The organism is Marinimicrobium sp. ARAG 43.8, from assembly GCF_050113635.1.
Lineage (GTDB): Bacteria > Pseudomonadota > Gammaproteobacteria > Pseudomonadales > Cellvibrionaceae > Marinimicrobium.
Genome location: NZ_JBNJLT010000003.1, coordinates 354,031 through 373,048, shown reverse-complemented (window position 1 = coordinate 373,048; position 19,018 = coordinate 354,031). Strand labels below are relative to the sequence as shown.

17 protein-coding genes are annotated in these 19,018 nt (G+C 57.0%); 5 read left to right on the top strand and 12 right to left on the bottom strand.

Annotation, left to right across the window (positions count from 1 at the left end):
- Positions 1–228: 228 nt before the first annotated feature.
- A complete protein-coding gene (locus ACQCLF_RS08870; protein WP_426986369.1) occupies positions 229–1,212 on the bottom strand; it encodes a MotB family protein in 984 nt (327 codons plus the stop codon).
- Positions 1,213–1,237: 25 nt separating this feature from the next.
- Positions 1,238–2,005, bottom strand: coding sequence for a flagellar motor protein PomA (gene pomA, locus ACQCLF_RS08865; RefSeq protein ID WP_426986367.1), 768 nt, complete (start codon positions 2,003–2,005; stop codon positions 1,238–1,240).
- Positions 2,006–2,244: 239 nt separating this feature from the next.
- Between pomA and ACQCLF_RS08860 the strand changes: the two genes are divergently transcribed.
- From ACQCLF_RS08860 to dxs, 3 genes are all read left to right on the top strand, one after another.
- Positions 2,245–2,493 carry an exodeoxyribonuclease VII small subunit gene (locus ACQCLF_RS08860; RefSeq protein ID WP_426986365.1) on the top strand — a complete coding sequence of 83 codons (249 nt, stop codon included), beginning with the start codon at positions 2,245–2,247 and terminating at the stop codon, positions 2,491–2,493.
- Entirely contained in the window at positions 2,490–3,380 is an 891-nt protein-coding gene (gene ispA / locus ACQCLF_RS08855; RefSeq protein ID WP_426986363.1) for a (2E,6E)-farnesyl diphosphate synthase, read from the top strand. Before ACQCLF_RS08860 ends, ispA begins: the two co-directional genes overlap by 4 nt.
- Positions 3,381–3,491: 111 nt before the next feature.
- Positions 3,492–5,372, top strand: a complete 1,881-nt coding sequence (dxs, locus tag ACQCLF_RS08850; protein WP_426986361.1) for a 1-deoxy-D-xylulose-5-phosphate synthase — start codon at positions 3,492–3,494, stop codon at positions 5,370–5,372.
- Between the two features lie 164 nt (positions 5,373–5,536).
- Here the strand turns inward: dxs and ACQCLF_RS08845 are convergent, their stop codons facing one another.
- The 7 genes from ACQCLF_RS08845 to grpE all read right to left on the bottom strand — a co-directional run bounded on the left by ACQCLF_RS08845 (position 5,537) and on the right by grpE (position 15,254).
- Positions 5,537–7,126, bottom strand: a complete 1,590-nt coding sequence (locus ACQCLF_RS08845) for an MFS transporter (RefSeq protein ID WP_426986359.1) — start codon at positions 7,124–7,126, stop codon at positions 5,537–5,539.
- A 98-nt stretch (positions 7,127–7,224) separates the two neighbouring features.
- Positions 7,225–8,370, bottom strand: a complete 1,146-nt coding sequence (locus ACQCLF_RS08840; protein WP_426986357.1) for a Gfo/Idh/MocA family protein — start codon at positions 8,368–8,370, stop codon at positions 7,225–7,227.
- Entirely contained in the window at positions 8,370–9,431 is a 1,062-nt protein-coding gene (locus tag ACQCLF_RS08835) for a sugar phosphate isomerase/epimerase family protein (RefSeq protein WP_426986355.1), read from the bottom strand. The genes ACQCLF_RS08840 and ACQCLF_RS08835 overlap by 1 nt, the downstream gene beginning before the upstream one ends.
- 450 nt (positions 9,432–9,881) lie before the next feature.
- On the bottom strand, positions 9,882–11,177 hold the full coding sequence (locus ACQCLF_RS08830) for a methyl-accepting chemotaxis protein (protein WP_426986353.1): 1,296 nt from the start codon (positions 11,175–11,177) through the stop codon (positions 9,882–9,884).
- Between the two features lie 175 nt (positions 11,178–11,352).
- On the bottom strand, positions 11,353–12,486 hold the full coding sequence (gene dnaJ / locus ACQCLF_RS08825) for a molecular chaperone DnaJ (protein WP_426986351.1): 1,134 nt from the start codon (positions 12,484–12,486) through the stop codon (positions 11,353–11,355).
- Between the two features lie 106 nt (positions 12,487–12,592).
- Positions 12,593–14,527 (bottom strand): molecular chaperone DnaK, encoded by a 1,935-nt coding sequence (gene dnaK / locus ACQCLF_RS08820; RefSeq protein ID WP_426986349.1) that lies wholly within the window; start codon positions 14,525–14,527, stop codon positions 12,593–12,595.
- A gap of 163 nt (positions 14,528–14,690) precedes the next feature.
- Positions 14,691–15,254, bottom strand: coding sequence for a nucleotide exchange factor GrpE (grpE, locus tag ACQCLF_RS08815; RefSeq protein ID WP_426986348.1), 564 nt, complete (start codon positions 15,252–15,254; stop codon positions 14,691–14,693).
- 246 nt (positions 15,255–15,500) lie between these two features.
- Between grpE and recN the strand changes: the two genes are divergently transcribed.
- On the top strand, positions 15,501–17,177 hold the full coding sequence (gene recN / locus ACQCLF_RS08810; protein WP_426986346.1) for a DNA repair protein RecN: 1,677 nt from the start codon (positions 15,501–15,503) through the stop codon (positions 17,175–17,177).
- A 45-nt stretch (positions 17,178–17,222) separates the two neighbouring features.
- Here the strand turns inward: recN and fur are convergent, their stop codons facing one another.
- A complete protein-coding gene (gene fur / locus ACQCLF_RS08805; protein WP_426986345.1) occupies positions 17,223–17,630 on the bottom strand; it encodes a ferric iron uptake transcriptional regulator in 408 nt (135 codons plus the stop codon).
- 77 nt (positions 17,631–17,707) lie between these two features.
- Between fur and ACQCLF_RS08800 the strand changes: the two genes are divergently transcribed.
- Entirely contained in the window at positions 17,708–18,181 is a 474-nt protein-coding gene (locus ACQCLF_RS08800) for an outer membrane protein assembly factor BamE (protein WP_426986343.1), read from the top strand.
- 25 nt (positions 18,182–18,206) lie between these two features.
- On the opposite strand, the gene ACQCLF_RS08795 is transcribed toward ACQCLF_RS08800, so the two are convergent.
- Together ACQCLF_RS08795 and ACQCLF_RS08790 are read right to left on the bottom strand one after the other, a co-directional pair.
- Entirely contained in the window at positions 18,207–18,536 is a 330-nt protein-coding gene (locus ACQCLF_RS08795; protein ID WP_426986341.1) for an RnfH family protein, read from the bottom strand.
- 21 nt (positions 18,537–18,557) lie between these two features.
- Positions 18,558–19,001 (bottom strand): type II toxin-antitoxin system RatA family toxin, encoded by a 444-nt coding sequence (locus ACQCLF_RS08790; protein WP_426986339.1) that lies wholly within the window; start codon positions 18,999–19,001, stop codon positions 18,558–18,560.
- Positions 19,002–19,018: the final 17 nt, after the last annotated feature.

The following is a 19,018-nucleotide window of genomic DNA, read 5'->3' as shown; positions in this document are numbered from 1 at the left end:
CCATTAAACGAAAGAAACCCCCGCGATGGGGGTATCGCGGGGGTTGCCTGCTTACAGGATGGGGCCCTTCCCGGGCCGGTTGGCACGCATCCGTTCAGTTCCATGCCTTGCGTCCAGTGCCTGTCTCCATTACTCCGTATTATGCGCCGCGAGTCGAGCCGTCTCCAGTCGTCAAAGTCGGAAAATCGTGTGCGAGATATCTCACAAAAATGCGCCAATGCTGACCGCTTAGAAGATCTCCTCGGGCTCAAGGTCAAACAGGTAATCCGGGGAAATGTCCATACTGCGCATAATATCATTGCCTTCTTCGCGCAACAGCTGCTGCTCCTGCTCACCCAGTTCGTCCCTCAATCCCTGACGGATCACCACCTCCACCCGGCGATTTCGGGCTCGATTATTCGCTGAATCATTTAGCGCCAACGGCCGGGTGTCGGCAAAACCACTCACTTCAAACCGCTCGGGATCAATATAATCGCCGCGCATCAATTGATGGGCGACCGACACGGCCCGCGCGGTGGACAGCTCCCAGTTTGAACGAAAGCGCTCGGAACTGATGGGCACATTGTCGGTATGCCCCTGCACCTTGATACTGCCGGACTGCAGCATGAGTACCGCCTGTATCTCATCGAGCACATCATAGTAATCTGGCGAGAGGGTGGCGGAGCCTGAGGGAAAAGACCCTTGCTCGCGAATGCGAATGATGATCTGCCGACCACGGGTTTCTATTTCAATCTGTCCCGAGGCAATTTGCCCCTGCAAACGTATGGCCAACGCGGCGGCATCGCGCTCCGTCTCACGAATCAACTCCTCCAGCCGCTGCTGAAGCTGCTGGCGAGCGGAGTCGTCGTGCTCCGGATCGCCCTGCTGAATGTCGAATTCCTCCGCGCAGTAAACCTCCAGACTCATTTGAGTGGTGTCGTCTGTGGTCTGGAAAATCTCATTGATCGGTGTGGGTTCGGGTTTTCCCGGACTGAACTCCTGGGCCACGATGCTGGTGCCCTTGGGGATTTCGTTCACCGGAATTTCGGCCTGCACCCCAAAGGCCTGGGCCAGTGAACCGGCCAGGCGCTTGAATTTCATCGCATCCATTTCGGAGAACGACAACAGCAACACGAAAAAGCACAGCAGCAACGCCATCAAATCGGCAAAAGTCGCCATCCAGGGGGGCAGCCCCGCCTTCGATGACTTTTTACGTTGCATTTCGTCATCCATTATCCCACTCCCCCTCTACCGGCGATCAGGCGGCATCCGCATCGGCGATGTCGCGCTTGCGCTCGGGCAGATACGTACGGAGCATGGAATCAATCACTCGCGGATTCTGGCCACTCTGAATGGCCAGCAGGGCGTCGATAATCAGGCTTTTGACCAGCACTTCCTCCTCCGCGCGCAGACGCAGCTTGTCAGCAATAGGGAGAAATACCGCATTCGCCAACAGTGTGCCATACAGGGTCGTCAACAATGCAATGGCCATGGCCGGACCAATGGCCTTCGGATCTTCCATGTTCGACAGCATGGCCACCAAACCAATCAAGGTCCCAATCATGCCCATGGCCGGCGCGATATCGCCCATCGCCGCAAAAATCGATGATCCGACGCGGTGGCGCTCCTCGGCCAGGTAGCGGTCCTTGGACATCATGTTTTTCACCACCTCTGGATCGTGCCCATCCACCAGCAGTTGAATGCCTTTCTGTAAAAAGGGACTGCTGACGTCCTTGCCCTCCAGAGACAGCAGCCCCCCCTTTCTCGCGGCATCGGCCAACTCCACGATTTCATCGATCAGATCCACCGGATCTTCGAGTTTGAACACGAAGCTCTTGGCCGCGACACGAAAAGAGCCAAAAAACTGGCCCAGACTGAATTTGGCCATGGCCGCAAACAGGGTTCCCCCCACGACGATCAGCAGCGACGGCGCATTGACAAAGATCCCGATGTCTCCGGAAAGAAACATTGAGGCGATAATCAAGCCCAAAGCGCCGATAATACCGACGAGGGTTGCTAAATCCATGAATCGCTCCTCACACTAAACGACATCACATTGGGTAAAGACCAGAACAAGAGACCAGAGCCAAAGACCACAGTAAATAAGCCGGGATAAACCTGCATCTTAGCAGCAGTCAGTTTATAATTGCGCCCTATTCATGCCAAATACGGACACTCTGATGAGTCTATCGGCTGCGGCGGAAAATTCTTCACTGCCCGCCTCGCCCGTTTTTGGCAATTTGAGCGATCGACAATAGGTGCCCCATGCCCACGAAAAAGCCCTCCGTGGACTTTGAACAGTCACTCAGCGAGCTGGAAGCGCTGGTTCAGCAAATGGAGCAGGGAGAACTCTCTTTGGAGGAGTCCCTCAAGGCCTTTGAACGAGGCATTGGACTGACTCGCCACTGCCAGGAACGGCTCAGCGCCGCCGAGCAGCAGGTTCAGACACTGATGGAGCAACAGGGCGAGATGCGCCTGCAGCCGCTGGATGATACCGAAAGCGAGGGCGAATGAGCATCGCATTCGAGCAGTATGCCCACCCCTGGCGAGAGCGATTTGCTGCGGCGCTCTCTCAGGTTTTGCCGGCACCCGATACTCAACAGGCGTCGCTGGCGACAGCCATGGCCTACAGCTTGGGCAACGGCGGAAAGCGTATCCGCCCACTGCTGGTATACGCGGCCGGCGCAGCGCTGAACCGCGCTCCGGACCGGACGCTGGATCACGTGGCAGCGGCCGTTGAATGCCTGCACGCCTACAGCCTGGTTCATGACGACCTGCCCGCCATGGACGACGATGATCTGCGCCGGGGCCAGCCCAGTTGCCATATTGCCTTCGACGAGGCCACCGCCATTCTCGCAGGTGATGCCTTGCAGAGCCTGGCATTTGATCTGTTGACCCAGGTCCCCGATACCACGGATTCCACCCGTATCGCACTGGTTGCTGAACTCGCGCGAGCGGCGGGTGCCCAAGGTATGGTGCTCGGCCAGGCGATTGACCTCGGTGCTGTGGAGAAAACCCTGGAGCTGGCGCAGCTCGAACGTATGCACCGGCACAAAACCGGCGCACTGATCCAAGCCAGCGTCGTGATGGGTGCTCTGGTGGGAGGGGCGACGCCCGCTCAGCGCGAGGCCCTGGCCCAGTATGCCGACGCCATTGGCCTGGCCTTTCAGGTACAAGACGATATTCTCGACGTCACCGCTGACACGGGAACGCTCGGCAAACAACAGGGTGCCGACAGCGCTCGCCACAAACCCACCTATGTGTCCCTGCTGGGGCTGGACGGTGCCCGTCACAAATCCCGAGACTTACTGTCGCAGAGCCTCGACAGCCTGGAGACCTTTAACGACGGGGCCGATGCGTTGCGCGCTCTGGCGCACTATATCGTCGAGCGTAACTACTGACACCCTGGCCCGGTTCACACCGTTTAAAAAGTTATTGTTGAGTGTGAACCAGCCCTAGGCAACGGGGGGACAGCCCCCTACAATGGCCCCTTTCGAATAACGACGTGACTCATGTTTGACGAAATTCCCACAAGCCGACCGGACACGCCTCTTCTGGACCGCATTGAAGACCCGGCTGCGCTGCGTGATCTCAAGGAAAAGGAGCTCGACACGCTCGCCGACGAGCTTCGCGCCTACCTGCTGTACACCGTCGGACAAAGCGGTGGCCACTTCGGGGCCGGGCTCGGCGTGGTAGAGCTGACGGTTGCACTGCACTACGTCTACCAGACCCCGGAAGATCGCCTGGTCTGGGATGTGGGCCACCAGACGTACCCTCATAAGATCCTCACTGGCCGGCGCGAGCGCATGGGCAGTATTCGCCAGCACGGCGGCCTGTCGGGATTTCCCAAGCGCAGCGAAAGCGATTTCGACACCTTCGGTGTCGGCCACTCCAGCACATCGTTGAGTGCGGCCCAGGGGATGGCCCTGGCAAGCGCGCTGAACGGCGATGACCGCAAGTGTGCAGCCATTATCGGCGACGGCGCCATGACCGCTGGCATGGCGTTCGAGGCCCTAAACCATATCGCTCACACCGATACTGACATGCTGGTAATCCTGAACGACAACAATATGTCGATCTCACCCAATGTCGGTGGACTGGCCACGTATCTGTCCAAAGTATGGGGCAGCAAGTTCTACAACTCGTTGCGTGAAGGCAGCAAACAGGTATTGACCAAAATTCCCTCCGCCTGGGAGTTTGCCCGCCGCACGGAGGAACATTTCAAGGGTTTCATGTCGCCCGGAACCCTGTTCGAGGAAATGGGGTTCAACTACGTCGGCCCTATCGACGGACACGACATCGGCAATCTGGTCAGTTACCTGCGCAATCTGCGCGAAGTGAAAGGCCCCAAATTACTGCACGTGATCACCCGCAAAGGCAAAGGCTTTGGCCCCGCCGAAGACGACCCGGTGGGCTATCACGCGCTTAATAAGCTGGAACCCAAACTCGCCCCCAGGAAAAAGCCCAGCGGCCCCAAGTACCAGCAAGTGTTTGGTGACTGGCTGTGCGATATCGCCGAGCGGGACGAGCGGGTGATCGGTATTACACCCGCCATGTGCGAAGGTTCGGGCATGGTCGGTTTTGCGCAACGTTTTCCCGAGCGTTTTTACGATGTGGCGATCGCCGAGCAACACGCTGTCACTCTGGCCGCCGGCCTGGCCTGCGAGGGCCTGAAACCCGTGGTCGCGATTTATTCCACATTTTTGCAACGTGCCTACGACCAACTGATTCACGATGTAGCACTACAGCAACTCGATGTTACCTTCGCCATTGACCGTGCCGGACTGGTTGGCGAAGACGGTCCGACCCACGGCGGCACTTTTGATCTGACCTATCTGCGCTGCATTCCCAACATGGTCATTGCCGCACCCAGCGATGAAAATGAATGCCGCCAGCTGCTGTACACCGCCTGGCAACACGCGGGGCCTGCGGCCGTGCGATACCCGAGAGGCAGCGGTCCGGGCACGACGATTGAGCCGGTCATGTCGGCCTTACCGCTGGGCCAGGGCCGCGAGTGCCGTCAGGGCAAAAATGTGGTCATCCTCAACTTTGGGGCCTCCCTGCCCGCCGCCATGGAGGCGGCAGAACGGCTTGACGCCAGCGTCTGCGATATGCGCTTTGTGAAACCACTGGACACTGAGCTAGTGGAGCGGATGGCGGCCCAACACGAGCTTCTGGTAACACTGGAAGAAAATGTGATTGCCGGAGGCGCTGGTGCGGCTGTCAGTGAATATCTGGCGCTAAAAGGAGTAAGGTCCATGTGGCTGCCGCTGGGCTTTCGCGATGAGTTCGTCGACCACGACACGCCTCGTCAACAGCTCGCGGGACAAGGGCTGGATGCGGAGGGGATCGAAGAGGCCATCCGTCAGCGGTTGGGTACGTCAGGTAAGTAACTCTCCGTTTCTCGCTGCTATCTCCGTTATCCCACCTCTCTCATTGACCATGCTCGTCATTCTGTCTCGTTGAGAAACAAAAAAAGAGGGCCGTAAAGGCCCTCTTTTTTTCGTCGCTTGAGAATATACCTATGTGGGTATATTCAGCTTACGCGCCGATCCACTTAAGCGCCACCGGTGCCCGGTGTGCCATCGTCCAGTTTCACAGCGCGATAACCGCCGCGCTTGCGGTCATACAGATACATAGCCGCGAAGAACAGGGCAACGATCAACGCAATCGGCATTACCCAACGAAACGCCATACGGCCACCGTAGTTATCAGCGGGGCCAACAATTGCGCCGGCTTCGCTCGCCAGTTCGGTCTCCTGCGGTAAACCGCCGTCAACAATCGAACGCAATGCGTTACCGGTCAGTGGGCCACTCAGCTCGCCTTCATTGCGGTAGTAGTCCAAAGCGGTTTCGTTATGGTTCAACACATTCTGTGCATCCGCCGCGCGGTAGCCCAGATCGGCGAGCGCTTGCGGGTTATCAGAGACCGCTTCAGCGTCGGCAATGTAACCGGGATAGCGCTGTTCAACCTGCTCCATAACCTGTACGACACGTTGCTGATCCATCGCTTCGGGCAAGTGACGGTCGGCGATGCCACCCATCAGGCCTTGCAAATAACCCGAGGCACTCATACCGGCACCGATCATCAACACGATGCCCAGGGAACCTGCACGCGGAAAACGTTCGCTCATGACGCCCACCATAGTGGGGAAGAAAAAGGCTACGCCGAAGGCAAACACGGTGGCCGCGAACATCAGTTTGAAGGTACCGGACTCAAACGTGGAGAACATCAGCAAACCGAGCGCGGTCAGAATCGAGGCACAAAACAGCATCCCGGTGGGCGCCAGGCGTTCCACAATCGGACCCGCGAACAGACGCAGCACAGCCATTAAACCGGTAATCCAGACGAACACCAACATGCCGTGCAGGCCCGCAGATTCCAGAACGGCGGGAATCCAGCGCATGGGCCCCAGCTCCAGAGACACGGTGACCATTTTAATGAAGATCAACAGCAGAACCAGCGGGTGAGTGAAGGTGTACTTGAACATTTCACCCATGGAAACACCGGCTTCCGCCAGTTCGGTTTTCGGGAATTTCTCAGACAGCAGCATGTAGCCGTAAAGGAAGATCGGGATATAGATGATGGCGATCTGAATGGTCCAGTGAGAAATCTGGAAAGAGCCAATGCTGCCAATTTGTACCATTCCCCAGCCCAGCAGGCCACCGAGCACCATGCCGCCCGGAAAGAACGCGTGGAAATGGTTGAGTTTGGTGGTTTTGTTGTCCGGGAACAGCGTCGCGGTCAGGGGGTTACCGGTCACCTCGATCAGGCCGTTGCCGATCCCCATGCCGATGGCTCCCGCGAACAGCACCCAGAAACCGGAGGGATCTCCCGCCAGAGGCGCCCCGGCCAGAAACAGGGTGACACCCAGAAGGTGGAAGATAAAAGCGCCTGTAGCGGCCACTTTAAGACCAAATTTTTCCAGGAAAGGCCCGAGGAACAACAAGGATAGCGCCATGCCCCACAGGGCTGCCCCACCAATGTAACCCACATCGGAGTTCGTCAGAATAAATTCAGTTTTCAATTGAATCAGGATGTTGCTCACCAGAGCAAATGAAAAAGCCGTCGGCAATAGCGCCATACAGGCACCGGCAAACAGCTTCTTCCGATTGATGCCGTTGGCATCCAGTGTGGCTGTACTCATACTCATTTCCTCATTATTGTTATCCTCCGCCCACCCGATTGCTCGAGTGGACGGAAGCCAACGGGGGGATTCCCCTGCCGATCTAACAGATTAACGGTTTACAGAGTGGTCCAGCGACCGTCCGCTTCGGACGAATCCAGAACCGCCTGAATGAAACGCATCCCCTGAACACCCGTACCGATACCGGGAATCCAGGACTCGATGGCATGGCTCTCTCCCTTACGGCGCGCCACCAGTACATCCGCAATATCGGTGTACAGGTTAGCGAAGCCTTCCAGGTAGCCTTCCGGGTGCCCCTGGGGCGTACGAATACCCCGCACGGCCACGTCGCTGTCGAGATTGTCATTGCGGCGGGTAATGCGCTGGTGACGACCGAACAGCGGCGTGAACCACATTTCATTCGGGCTTTCCTGCGACCATTCCAGACCGGCTTTGTCACCGTAGATACGGATGCGCAGACCGTTTTCACAACCCGGAGCCACTTGGCTGGTCCAAAGCATGCCCTTGGCACCACCTTTGAAACGCATCATGACGTGAACGTTATCGTCCACTTCACGACCGGGCACGAAGCTGGTCAGGTCTGCACTTAAGGTATCCAGCTCCAACTGGGAGATGAACGCCGCCAACTGGAAGGCGTGGGTACCGATATCACCGAGACAGCCCGCTTTACCGGACTGGTTCGGATCGGTCCGCCAGGCCGCCTGCTTGTTATCCGCCTCGGGGGCATTAGTCAGCCACTCCTGCGGATACTCAACCTGCACCAGACGCACATTGCCAAGCTCGCCACGCTCAATCATTTCACGGGCGTAACGCACCAGCGGGTAGGCACTGTAGTTGTGGGTCAGTCCAAAGAAGGCGTTGCTCTTGGCGGCAATTTTCTCCAGCTCCAGAGCCTCTTCCAGTGTGCGGGTCACTGGTTTGTCGCAAATCACGTGGATGCCGGCTTCGAGCGCCGCCTTGGCGACCGGGAAATGCATGTGGTTCGGTGTTACGATCGAGACAGCTTCAATACCATCGTCGCGTTTGGCCTCTTCGGCGAACATTTCCTCGTATGAGGTGTAGGAACGCTCCGGCGCAATATGCAGATCGTCGGCAGACGCCTTGGCGTTATCGGGACGAGATGACAGCGCCCCCGCCACCAGCTCGTAGCGATCATCAATGCGCGAGGCAATACGGTGCACCGCACCGATGAAAGCGCCGCGGCCGCCACCAACCATTCCCAGTCGAATACGTGCGTCAGCCATTACTTACCTCCCAAGCCCAGAACACGGCGGTTACTTTCTTCGTCCGCCTCACCGCCAGCGAAATCGTCGAAGGCTTTTTCAGTCACGCGAATGATGTGGTCACTGACAAATTTCACACCTTCCTCGGCACCGGCTTCCGGGTGCTTCAGGCAGCATTCCCACTCAATCACCGCCCAGCCGTCGAAATCGTAGGCCGTCAGCTTGGAGAAAATCTGTTTGAAATCGATCTGGCCATCGCCCAGTGAACGGAACCGACCAGCGCGCTCTACCCAACCTTCATAGCCACCGTATACGCCTTGCTGGGCGGTAGGATTAAACTCCGCATCCTTCACATGGAACATTTTGATACGGTCTTTATAGCGGTCAATAAAGGCGATGTAATCCAGCTGTTGCAGAATCAGGTGGCTGGGGTCGTACAGAATGTTGGCGCGGGGGTGATTGTCCACTTCCTGCAGGAAGCGCTCGAAGGTGGCACCATCGTGCAAGTCTTCACCGGGGTGGATTTCGTAGCAGAGGTCCACGCCCGCTTCATCAAAGGCGTCCAGGATCGGCAGCCAGCGCTTGGCCAGCTCTTTGAAGCCGGTATCCACGAGGCCTGCGGGGCGCTGGGGCCAGGGGTACATAAACGGCCACAGGAGGGCGCCGGAGAAGGTGGCATGGGCCGTCAGGCCGAGGTTTTTACTGGCTTTGGCCGCCAGCATCAATTGGTTCACGGCCCATTTCTGGCGCTCGTCGGGCTTACCGTGCAGCTCTTCGGGCGCAAAACCGTCAAACACTTCATCGTACACCGGGTGAACGGCGACCAGTTGACCTTGTAAATGCGTGGACAGTTCAGTCACTTCAAGCCCGTAACGGGACAGTGTATCTTTAACTTCCTGGCAGTAATCCAGGCTTTCTGCGGCGCGTTCCAGGTCAAAAATTCGTTTGTCCCAGGAAGGAATCTGAACCCCTTTGAAACCGAGACCGCCCGCCCATTTGGCAATATTTTCCAAGGTATTGAACGGCGCTTCGTCACCGCAGAACTGAGCCAGAAACAGAGCAGGCCCTTTAATGGTCTTCATTATTCTCTCCCCATATACCGATTGGTGGATTGTCAAACCGAATGCCGACTATTCGCTCAAACATGAGCCAGACCGAGCCGGCATCCCTATCATTGCCGTCTTGTTCTATGGTCCGCCCAGCGCAGTGGGTTTTTCCTTCGTCATACACCCTCCAGCCAGCGCGGCTGCCCGATTATGGCATCCCCGGTCGAAGAACTCTACCGTATCGGGGCCGTATCGGGCATTTCCCAGGGACAATAAAATATGATTTATAGTCCGGCATAGGGTCAATTCGACCACCTTATCGGCCAAAATTCAATAGTGAAAGGAAAATCGCAGACAAAAAGACCGGGCGCCCAAAGCATTGCCCGGTCTTGCAGAAGACGACGGAGCGGAAGCCCCTTAGAAGCCCTTTAATAGCGTGGTGAATGTTGCTGTTTCGTACGAGGCTGGTGGCTGCCGGAATGCCGCTTATTGCTCTCCCAACTGAGTGACGATGGCCGCAAAATTGGTCACCCCGCGCTCGACTTCGTCCATGCTGGCCGCCAGGTTGGAGACTTTCTCCTGCCCTTCCACCGCAGAGCGGCTGATGCCTTCCATTTGTTGGCGAATACTCGCGGTGAGCGTCTGATTTGCCGCCACCACCCGGGTTATCTCCTCGGTCGCCGAGCTGGTGCGCGCGGCAAGCTGTCGCACCTCATCAGCTACCACGGCAAATCCGCGCCCCTGATCACCGGCTCTGGCCGCCTCAATGGCCGCGTTCAATGCCAGCAAATTGGTTTGTTCGGCAATTGAACGAATGGTCGTCACAATTTCACCGATACTTTTCGCCTGCTCACTGAGCTCGCCCGTTACTTGTGCCGCCTCCGTCACCTGCCGGGAAACGCCAGATGAGGTCGCCACGGCTTCCTCCAACACCGTCCGGGCATTGGCGGTAATCTGTGAGGTTTGCTCCGAGGTCGATGAGGCGGCTTCTACAGCCCGCATGGCGGTATTAATGCGCGCGGTAATGTCGCTGGCGAACTTAATGACCTTGTAAACCTGACCTGCGGAGTTGCGCACCGGGTTGTAGGTAGCCTCCAGCCAAATGCTCTTGCCAGAGGCACTTTTTCGTTCGAATTTTCCGGACTGGAAGTCCCCTTTGGCTAACCGCGACCAAAACTCCGGATTGCGCTGATAAAAGCCTTCGTAGCAAAAAATGCGGTGATGCTTACCGACCACTTCATCCAGGGTGTAGCCAACGGTGTGCAGAAAATTGTCGTTGGCCCAGAGCACGTTACCGGCCGGGTCAAACTCAATAACCGCCAGAGATCGGTTGAGCGATTCCAGAAGCGCTTTTTGGTCAAGGAATTCGTGCTGAGCGCGGGTCACATCGGAGGCAATCTTGATGACCTTGACCACTTCCCCCTCTTCCTCTACAGGGAAGTAATTCGCCTCCAGCCAGATTTCACGGCCATCCTTTGCGTAACGGCGAACGGTACCCGACTGGGCTCTGCCCGTGGCCAATTCTTTCCAGAACCGTTCATATTCGTCGGATTTTGCATAATGCCGCTCGCAGAGGATGCGATGGTGCTGCCCTTCCAGCTCTTCCCTGCGATAACCAACGATATTAAGAAATTGGTCATTGGCGTCAATGATGCTTCCTCCTGGATGAAATTCAATGTATCCCAGGTGAGACTTGATAGCTTTCAAGTCTCGATGAACCATTATGTGCTGGCGCATTTGTTCGATGTGTGTGGCGGAAGGCGTGCGGTGCAGTCCAAACATGGAACACTCCTTTTAAGTAAACAGCGACGCTGCATCTTCTTAAAGTAGACGCTTTTTACCGATAATGCCCGCCAAATAGCCATTTGCTCTTTTTCTGAACTCCAGTGGCGACAAAAAAATACCCCTGGCACCTCAGGTGCCAGGGGTATCAGGAGGAAAGCCAAGGAGGAGGCGGTTAAATTTTCATATCCCCAAAGAAGTTTTTCATGCCATCAAACCAACTGCGCTGGCGGGGCGAATTTTTGCCGCCCTTCATGGTGCCCTGAAATTCGCGCAACAGCTCTTTCTGCTTACTGGTGAGATCCACCGGCGTTTCTACCACGACCCGGCACATCAGGTCACCACGGGGACCACCTCGCACGGGTGTCACGCCTTTATTGCGCAGGCGGAACAATTTACCGGTTTGGGTTTCCGCGGGCACTTTCAACTTCACCCGACCATCGAGTGTCGGCACTTCCAGCTCCCCTCCGAGCGCCGCATCGACGAAGTCCACCGGCACCTCACAGTAGAGGTCCGCGCCGTCGCGCTGGAAAATTTCATGGGGTTTGACCCGGACTTCCACATACAAATCACCCGCCGGACCGCCTTCGGCACCCGCTTCGCCTTCGCCAGACAGCCGGATGCGGTCTCCCGTATCCACGCCAGCCGGCACTTTGACGGAAAGGGTTTTGGTCTGTTCGACGCGGCCCTGGCCGTGACAGCTGCCACAGGGGTCCGTAATCACCGTGCCTTTGCCGCGACAGGTTGGACAGGCCTGTTGAACCGAGAAGAAGCCCTGCTGCATCCGAACCTGCCCCATACCCCCACAAGTGGTACAGGTTTTTGGAGAGGAGCCCTTACGCGCTCCGCTGCCGTCACAAACCTCACAAGCCACCAGGGTGGGCACCTTGATCTGTACCGAGGTGCCTTTAACAGCATCTTCAAGACTCAGTTCGAGGTTATAGCGCAGGTCGGCGCCACGGCTTGCGCCTCCGCGGCCGCGGCCCGCGCCACCACCGAAAATATCGCCGAAGACGTCACCAAAGATATCGCTGAAACTGCCAAAACCACCGGCGCCAGCGCCGCCGCCCATACCGCCACTCTGATCGACGCCCGCGTGACCAAACTGGTCATAGGCCGCACGCTTCTGATCGTCGGACAAAACCTCGTAAGCCTCGCTGGCCTCCTTGAACTTGTCTTCAGAGGCTTTGTCACCAGGATTACGGTCCGGGTGATGCTTCATCGCCACTCGCCGGTAGGCCTTCTTCAATTCCGCCGCCGAGACACCCTTGGAGACACCCAGCACTTCGTAATAATCGCGTTTTGCCATGCTTCAGTCGCTTTCTGTTGCTTCGCTGTCAGACACGACAAATGCGGGCAAGCCCGCATTTGTCGACACGTCCACGATAGGGGCCAGCGTAGAACTGGCCCAGGACTTACTTCTTGTCCTCGTCCTTCACTTCTTCAAACTCAGCATCCACTGCACCGTCGTCTTCCTGAGCCGCGCCCTGCTGCTGAGCTCCGGCGTCAGCCGCACCTTCAGCCTGGCCCTGCTGCTCGGCATACAGCTTCTGCGCGAGAGAGCTGGAAGCTTCGGTCAACTTGTTTGTGGCCGCTTCCATCGCCGCTACATCATCACCCTTGACGGCTTCTTCCGCTTCTTTAATCGCGGCTTCAATCGTGGACTTCTCGTCTTCCGTCGCCTTGTCGCCAGCGTCTTTCAGCGTTTTCTGGGTGGCATGAATCAAACCTTCCAGAGAGTTACGAGCGTTAACGGCTTCAGCGAATTTCTTGTCTGCCTCGGCATTAGCTTCGGCGTCTTTCACCATTTTCTCGATCTCGTCATCGGACAGACCGGAAGAGGCTTTAATAACAATGGACTGCTCCTTGCCGGTACCCTTGTCTTTCGCGCTGACGTTCAAAATACCGTTGGCATCCAGGTCGAAGGTCACCTCAATCTGTGGCATACCCCGCGGTGCCGGAGGAATATCGGCCAGATCAAACCGACCGAGTGATTTGTTTTGAGCCGCTTGCTTGCGTTCGCCCTGCACTACATGGATGGTGACGGCATTCTGATTGTCTTCTGCTGTCGAAAACACCTGAGACTTTTTCGTCGGAATGGTGGTGTTCTTCTCGATCAGCGGAGTCGCCACGCCACCCATTGTCTCAATACCCAGGGTCAGCGGAGTCACATCCAGCAGCAACACATCCTTCACATCGCCAGCCAACACGGCACCTTGAATTGCCGCACCAACCGCTACCGCTTCATCCGGGTTAACGTCTTTTCGCGGCTCTTTACCAAAGAACTCAGAGACCGCTTTCTGCACCATCGGCATACGCGTTTGACCACCGACCAGAATCACGTCACTAATATCGCCGACGGAAACTCCCGCATCTTTGATCGCGATTTTAACGGGCTCCAGAGAGCGCGTTACCAACTCTTCCACCAGGGATTCCAGCTTGGCACGGGTCAGCTTGACCACCAAGTGCTTCGGCCCGGTGTTATCCGCCGTAATGTACGGCAGATTCACTTCGGTTTGCTGGCTGGAAGACAGCTCGATCTTGGCTTTCTCGGCCGCCTCTTTCAGCCGCTGCAGCGCAAGCGGATCATTGTGCAAATCAATGCCCTGCTCTTTCTTGAACTCCGCCGCCAGGTAATCGATCAGGCGCAGGTCAAAGTCTTCACCGCCGAGGAAGGTGTCACCATTGGTAGACAGCACCTCAAACTGGTGCTCGCCATCGACGTCGGCAATCTCGATAATGGAGATATCGAAGGTGCCGCCACCGAGGTCATACACCGCAATAGTGCGATCACCTTTCTGTTGATCCATACCGTAGGCCAGCGCCGCCGCCGTCGGCTCATTGATGATGCGTTTGACATCCAGACCGGCAATTTTGCCAGCATCTTTGGTCGCCTGGCGCTGGGAGTCGTTAAAATAGGCCGGTACAGTAATGACTGCTTCGGTGACTTTCTCGCCCAGATAATCCTCGGCGGTTTTTTTCATCTTTTTCAGAACTTCGGCGGAAATCTGCGGCGGAGCCTTCTTCTCATCCTTGACCTCTACCCAAGCGTCACCGTTGTCGGCGGAAACAATTTTGTAGGGCACCATTTTGATGTCTTTCTGCACAACATCGTCTTTGAACTTACGACCGATCAGACGTTTTACCGCGTACAGCGTATTGTGCGGGTTGGTGACTGCTTGCCGCTTGGCACTTTGGCCCACGAGAATCTCACCATCGTTGGTGAAAGCCACGATGGAAGGTGTAGTGCGATCCCCTTCGGAATTTTCAATAACTTTGGGCTTGCCGCCCTCCATCACAGAAACACAGGAGTTCGTGGTCCCAAGGTCAATACCGATGATCTTACTCATGAAGAAAGTCTCCTAACTAATGCGCTTACTAAACACGGCGGCGAGTCGTTTTCGACATTTTCTGCCGTCGAGCTTTCGTGTACCTTGACCGCCCCAAACCACTCAGGGCGCCCATCAATTCATTTACTACGTATATTGGCCCGTTCGCGGCCTTTTCAAGGGTTCATTGGCTCTTGGACACCACAACCATCGCGGGGCGGACCAAACGGCCATGGAGCGTGTACCCTTTCTGGAACACCTCGATGACGGTGTTCGGTTCAGCATCGGGGCTCTCCACCATTGACATCGCCTGATGCAGCTCCGGATCAAAGGGTTCACCCACCGGATTCACCACTTCCACCTGGTACCGGCTCAGCGCGTCGATAAAGGACTTATGGGTCAGTTGAATCCCCTCCATCACGGCTTTGTGATCCGGGTTATCCGCATCGAGTGAGGTCAGCGCCCGCTCCAGGTTGTCTACCACTGGCAACAAATCCTGCAGCAGCTTCTCCTGGCCAAACTTATGAGCCTTTTCAACATCCTGCTCGGCTCGGCGGCGGGCGTTCTGCGCCTCAGCCTGAGAGCGCAAAACCTGCTCCTTCGCGGCTTCCACGGCCGCAGCCAAAGTCTCCACCTTGACCTTAAGGGCCTCGACGGTTTCTTCCTCGCCCCCGGTTTCGCCCGCTTGTCCGGGCTCAGCCTCGGTCGCCGCTTCCGCTTGTGCGTCGTGTTTGTCTTCGTTAGCCACGCTGGTCTCCGTTTACTTGCTCGTTTACCTTTACAGCCAGGAAGGCTGCAGACTATGTTGTGGGGCCTATATGGGGCTCGAGCGGAGGGATTCAAGGGGGACCGGGTAAGCCGCCGGAAAAAGTGCTCGTGACAGGCTGGCGAACCGGTCTTTTTTACTGTATAAAAACACAGATGGCGATTGCTTATCCTTGTCGTCACCACCTTTTACTCAAGGCATGTTGAGAGGGCACCACCGAGGATCACTATGCTGACGCACCTGAGTATTCGAAATTTCACCCTTGTAGACCAGCTTGACCTGGATCTCAAGCCCGGCATGACAGCGATTACCGGGGAAACCGGAGCCGGAAAATCCATCGTTCTGGACGCCCTTTCCCTGGCGCTGGGGGATCGGGCAGATGGTCAGCGGGTGCGCCCCGGTGCCAAACGAGCCGACATCCACGCCACGATTGACCTGCGCCGCATTCGCCCCGCGCGAACCTGGCTGGAAGAGCGGGAACTGCAACAGGAAGACCACCCCGATGAATGCCTGTTGCGGCGTGTCATCACCGCCGAGGGCCGCTCCAAGGCTTTTATCAATGGCCACCCGGTAACGTTGCAGCAATTGCGCACCCTCGGGGAAATGCTGATCGACATCCACAGTCAACACGAGCACCAATCCCTGCTGCGCAAGGAGACTCACCGCCAGTTACTCGATGCCTGTGCAGGCCAGACCGAGCTGGCCAGCCAGGTGCGTCAGGCTTTCCGCCACTGGCAGGAACGGCGAACGGCGTTCGAACAGCGGAGGGACAATGCTGAAGAGATCAGCGCTCGCTACCAGTTATTAAGCTATCAGGTTCAGGAACTGGAGCAATTGGGGTTGAAGGAGGACGAGCTGGATAGCCTGGAAGCCGAGCAACGCAGTCTCGCCAATGCCGAAGAGATCTTGCGTTCCAGCCATGAGCTGTCGTCGCTGTGCAGCGATGACGATCAGGGCCTGAGCGTGCTTCTGCACCGCGCCTTGCACCTGCTCCGGGATATGCCCGAGAGGTCCGGCGCATTGCAGGAGGCCGAACAACTCCTGACCAGCGCCCAGATCCAGGTCGACGAAGCCCAGCGGGAGGTGGAACGCCATATTGACGACTTCAATCTGGACCCCGAGCGTTTGAAGGAGGTTGAGGAACGGCTGAGTAGCATCTACGAGGTGGCCCGCAAACACCGCGTGGGCCCGGAACAGCTACCGGGGCTCTTTAATGAACTGGGCGAGGAGCTGAGTCAGCTGCAAGGAGGCGATGAACAGCTGGATGAGTTGGAGAAGCAAATGGAGAACGCCGAGGCGGATTATCGTAAAGCCGCCGAAGCGCTCTCCAAAGCACGGCATTCAGAGGGCGTTAAACTGGCCAAAGCCGTCAATCAGCAGCTGGCCGAACTGGCCATGCCCAATGCCCGCCTGGAGGTTAGCCTGAACAAGCTGGAGGATCGGCCTGGCCCTCATGGCCTTGAGGAAGTGGAGTTTATTATCAGCACCAACCCCGGACAGCCGGCACGCTCACTTCACAAAGTCGCCTCCGGCGGCGAGCTGTCCCGGGTAAGCCTGGCCATTCAGGTGGTTACCGCCCGCACCTCGGCCACGCCCACGCTGGTATTCGATGAGGTGGATGTCGGGATCGGCGGCGCCACTGGCGATGTGGTGGGACGGCTTCTGCGACAGCTGGGTGAGGCCGGGCAGGTTATTTGCGTAACACATCTGGCCCAGGTCGCCAGCAAAAGCCATCAGCATTTGCAAGTCACCAAAACCGCCAACAAGCAGTCAGCGCAATCAACGCTGGTGGCTCTGGAGGGAGAGGACAAAATCGAGGAGGTGGCCCGCATGCTGGGCGGCATGAAAGTGACCGAGCAGTCACTGGCCCATGCCCGGGAAATGGTGACCCGGGGAGCCGCTTAGGCCCATGCCCGGCGGCACCCTTTCCCGGGCAACCAGCCGGGCGTGTTATTTTCTGGATTTCACGTAGAGCACCAGGTTGTGATCCACCAGTTCATAACCGTGCTCTTCGGCAATTTGCTGCTGCAACCGCTCAATCTGCTCATTATGGAACTCAATAACCTCTCCTGAGTCCATACAGACCATATGGTCGTGGTGCTCACCACGAGCGATCTCAAACACGGAGTGGCCACCATCAAAATTATGGCGCTCCACCAAGCCGGCACTTTCAAATTGCGTCAGCACCCGATAAACCGTGGCCAGGCCGACATCGTCTCCCGCCTCCATCAGCGCCTTGTAGACATCCTCGGCGCTCATATGATGGTTCTCGGACGATTCCAGCATTTGCAAGATTTTTACGCGAGGCAAAGTAACTTTCAGCCCCGCTTTGCGCAGTTCCTGGTTCTCTTCGGCCATTTAACCCCCAAACCCTTCTCAGTGTTCGCGTCAATCGGGTATTATCCCCGTTCATTTTGCCAAGTGGAAGCCCTAGTATGAAAATAGCCAGCAAACTCTCACTGGTCGCTGTCCTCATTGCCAGCTTGACAGCTTGCTCCTATTTCCAGTTTCCCGGGGTACATAAGATTTATGTGCAGCAGGGACATATCATAACCCAGGAGATGCTCGATCAGCTCGAAACCGGCATGACCAAGCGCCAGGTGCGTTTCGTGCTGGGCACCCCGCTGCTCGAAGACGGTTTTAACCAGGACCGGTGGGACTATTACTACAACTTAAAGCGCGGTGACAACGTGCTGCGTGAGCGAATGCTTACCGTGCATTTCGAAGACGATCAGCTGGTTCGGTACGAAGGCAGCGCCCTCGACGAAGCCAAGAAAAAAGCCGATGAGGCCGAGGACCAGCCCCCAGTACCCACCAATATCGAAGGCGATCCGCTACCGATTCCCGAGCCAGCCGCTCCGGCTCAGGATGAGCCCGAGGCAACCCCACTGCCCACCAACACCCCTTGAGGCAGCGCTCGGCCTGAAGCGCCCGCTAGCGGGCGCTTTCCTCGTCTTTTTTCTTTTGGGCGCGCTTGCGCCTCACCTCCTTGGGGTCCGATATCAGTGGCCGATAAATCTCCACGCGGTCCCCAGGTTGCAACTCGTGCTCATGAGGTGGCTTCAGCCCCTTGGTTCCAAGCGCCTGACCGAAAATCCCCATTTTGGCCGTTCCCAGGTCTATTTCCGGGAATTGTTTGACAATCCCTGAGCGCTCTGCCGCCTGGAAAGCCGTCGTACCGGGCTCTACCAGCAACTCAATAATTTTTTGCCGCCGGGGAAGGGCATACGCCACCTCCACCGTAATCAAATCACCATCCGCCATACCACCACCTCTCTGACTGCCCTACTGCTCCGTGCCATAAATGTGTTGGGCGCGCTGGCACAGCGCGTCCACCTGTTGGCTCGCCGCTGATTCGAAAAATTTTCCCACCGCCATGCTCAACAAGCGGTTCTGCATTTTAAACTCCAGCTCCAGGCTGACCCGACACCCGCTGTCACCCACCGGCTCAAAGCGCCATACACCGTCGAGCCGGGAAAAAGGTCCCTCAACCAGGCTCATACTCATGCTGTGCGGCTCATGTAACTCATTCAAAGTGACGAAGCTCTGGCTAATACCGGCCTTCTGCAACTCCAGGCGGGCTTTGAGCCAGTTATCACCCCGCTCAAGCACCTCTGCCCCGATACAGTCATTCATATACTGCGGGTAGGCCTCTATATCGTTTACCAGATCAAACATTTGTTTGGGACTGTAATTGACCAGCGCGCTGCGCTCCACTCGATGCGACAAACCCGTATCTCCCCATT